Below are 3,288 nucleotides of genomic sequence, written 5' to 3'. Positions count from 1 at the left end.
AGGTGGCGACGACGTGGTCGCCCATCCCGCGGAGCCGGGCGGCGTGGGCGGCGTCGCCGACACCGTCGAGGGGATCGGCGGCGAGCAGCACGAGGTCGGCAGGGTGGCCGGGCGCGACCGTGCCGAGGCCGTCGGTGGAGGCGGCCAGCGCCTCGCGGGGGGTGAGCGACTGCTCGGGGTGCCACGGCTCGCGCTCGTCGCCCGAGCGGTGCACGGCGGCCGCCACGGCCAACCACGGGTCGAGCACCGAGACCGGGGCGTCGGAGCCGAGCACCACGTCGACCCCGTCGTCGAGCATCCAGCGCAGCGGGAAGCAGCGCTCTGAGCGCCCCGGCCACAGCCGCTCCGTCACGTCGCGGTCGTCGATCAGGTGGGCGGGCTGGACGCTGGCGCGGACGCCGAGGTCGGCCATCCGGCGTACGTCGTCGCGCGTCGTGAGCTGGACGTGCTCGATCCCGCCCCGGGCACCGGTGTCGGCGAAGGCGGCCAGCGCCTCAGTGACGGCGCGGTCCCCGATGGCGTGCACCGCGACGTCGAGATCGTGCTCCGCCGCCCGCGCCAGCAGTCGGCGCAGCTCGTCCGGCGTCTGGTTGGGCTGGCCCTCGGGGAAGCCGAGGACGGCCTTCTCGGCGTAGGGGTCGCAGCACCAGGCCGTCCGGGTGTTGAGCGAGCCGTCGCTGATGATCTTGAGCGGCCCCATCGTCAGCCGGGGGTCGCCGTCGAGCGGGTCGCCCGAGCGCAGCCCGCGTGCGATGACGTCCTCGAGGCCGTCGGCGTAGCAGGCGTGGCGGACCCGGATCAGGTCCGCGCCGCCCGCCCAGCGCTCGGCCCAGTCGGCCACCCCGCCGCTGAACTCGAAGTCCACGACGCCGACCACGCCGAGCGCCGCGGCGTTCTCCATGGTGCGGCGGTAGGCCTCCGGGCCGGTGCCGTCGCTGCCGAGCACGGTCGAGAGCCGGCCGTACGCCATGAACCACTCCGCCTCGCTCACTACGCTCTGGCGGGTCGGGAGGGCGAGCATCTGCAGCGCGACCGTGTTGAGCCAGCCGTGGTGCCCGTCCCCGGCGATGAGCACGATCGGCTGCTCGGTGTCGATGGCGTCGAGGTGGGCGGTGACCGGTACCTCGTCCCACGCCGTCGGCCGGTGTCCCCACCCGATGACGGGGAGGTCCGGCCACTCCTCCAGCCGATCGCGCACCAGGGCCACGGCGTGCTCGGCCGAGCGGGCGGGGGCGAGGTCCAGCCGGGCGCTCGAGAGCGTCCACTGGGCCAGGTGCACGTGCTGGTCCCACAGCCCCGGCATCAGCCAGCCGCCCTGCGCGTCGAACGCGTCGTCGGCCACGTCGTCGTACGCCGCGTCGCCGGCCAGGACGCCGTCCTCGCCGATACCGGCGCCGACCTTCGTGACGACGCCGTCCTCGACAAGGACGTCGACGAGGACGTCGACGAGGCCCTGCCGGGCGGAGTCCTGCGGGGCGGGCTCGGTGAGGGGCACCAGGCGGGCGTTGCGGATCAGCATGCGCCCACCGTAGGACGAGTCGGTGGAGGGCTCAGACGTGGCGTCGGGACTGGACGACCCGGAAGCGGGAGGCGACGTACGCACCGTCGGTGTAGGAGGCGTTGGCGGCCGGGTTGGCGCCGGTGCCGTGGAAGTCGCTGAAGGCCGCGGACTGGTTGACGAAGACCCCGCCCAGGAGGTTCTCGCTGAGCGCCACGCCGGCGTCGAGGGCAGCGTCACGCATCTGCTCGATGACCTCGTCCGAGGTCGAGTAGACGGCTGCGGTCATCGCGCCGTGGCGCTGCACCGTGTCGCGGAACAGGACGATGGACTCGTCGGTGCCGGAGGTCTCGATGAGGTAGGCGACCGGGCCGAAGCACTCCGACTCGTAGACGTCGGAGTCGGCCGCGGTCAGCCCGACCAGCGTGGGCGTGCGGACGGTCGCGTCGGCGTACGACGGGTGCGTGACGTCGCGGCCCGCGACCAGGACCCGCTCGCGCGACCGGGCCGACTCGACGCGCTCGACGACCGCCGGGGAGACGATGCCGCCGAGCAGCTCGACCGCCTTCGCGTCCTCGCCGAGGAGCCCGTCGAGGGCCTGCTCGATGCCCCGGGCGAGCTCGGCGGGCGAGACGGTGCCGTCGGGGGTCGTGATGCCGCCGGCGGGGACGTAGAGGTTCTGCGGCGCGGTGCACATCTGACCGGAGTAGAGGGCCAGCGAGAAGGCGAGGTTGCGGCACATCGCGCCCAGGTCGCCGGTCGAGTCGATGACGACGGTGTTGACGCCGGCCTTCTCGGTGAAGACGGTCGCCTGCCGGGCGTTGGCCTCGAGCCAGTCACCGAAGGCGTTGCCGCCGGTGAAGTCGACGAGCCGGACCTCGGGGCGGGTGGCGAGCGTCGCGGCCAGCCGGTCGTCGGGAGCCTCGGCGGCGAGCGTCACCAGGTTGCGGTCGAAGCCGGCCTCGGCCAGCACCTCCTGGCACACCTGGACGGTCATCGCGAGCGGCAGCACGGCGGCCGGGTGCGGCTTGACCACGACCGGGTTGCCGGTGACGAGGCTGGCGAAGAGCCCGGGCCACGAGTTCCACGTCGGGAAGGTGTTGCAGCCGATCACCAGGGCGACGCCGCGCGGCACGACGGTGAAGGTCTTCTCCATCCGCAGCGGGTACTTGCCCGGCTTCTCCCACAGGGCCGTCGCGGGCGTGCGGGTCATCTCGGTGTGGGCGTAGGCGATCGCCTCGAGCGCGCGGTCGAGCGCGTGCGCCCCGCCGGCCTGGAAGGCCATCACGAAGGCCTGCCCGCTGGTGTGCTGCACGGCGTTGGCCAGCTCGAAGATCCGCCCGTGCAGCCGGTCGAGGACCTCCAGGCACACGGCCGTGCGGCCGTCGGGGCCGGCGTCACGCCAGGCCTTCATGCCCGCCTGCGCGGCGACCATCAGGGCGTCGACGTCGGCGGCGCGGGGGTAGGTCACGCCCAGGTCGATGCCGTACGGCGACCGCTCGGTCGCCACGGTCCCCTCGCTGCCCGGCGTCTCGAGCGGGAACGGGCGGTCGAGCAGCGCCTCGAACGCCGCCTTGCCCTCGGCGGCCGCGGACTCGCCGTACACGCGGGGCGAAGGGGACTCCTCGAAGGCCGAGTAGTAGGTGCGGGCGGCGCTGGCGGCGACCGCCGAGTCGAGGCGGTCGCGGTGACGGTCGAGGCTGAGGGTCATGCCCCCACTGTCTCGCGATGTAACGCCTCCGCGCAATCTCGACCGCCGGCTGTCACACACCGTGGGGTAGTCCGTGACG

Annotated in this window: 2 protein-coding genes; both read right to left on the bottom strand. The window is 73.8% G+C overall.

Annotated features, from left to right (window positions below):
* A partial coding sequence (locus tag ACXJKL_RS17825; RefSeq protein WP_457208348.1) for an amidohydrolase occupies positions 1-1,519 on the bottom strand: 1,519 nt, incomplete at its 3' end.
* A gap of 31 nt (positions 1,520-1,550) precedes the next feature.
* Positions 1,551-3,209: a phenylacetic acid degradation protein PaaN gene (gene paaN / locus ACXJKL_RS17820; protein WP_457208347.1), complete on the bottom strand. Its 1,659-nt coding sequence runs from the start codon at positions 3,207-3,209 to the stop codon at positions 1,551-1,553.
* Positions 3,210-3,288: the final 79 nt, after the last annotated feature.

The organism is Nocardioides sp. P5_C9_2 (genome assembly GCF_054049555.1).
Note: the sequence above shows the minus strand (reverse complement) of the source record. Positions and strands in the feature narration are given on the sequence as shown.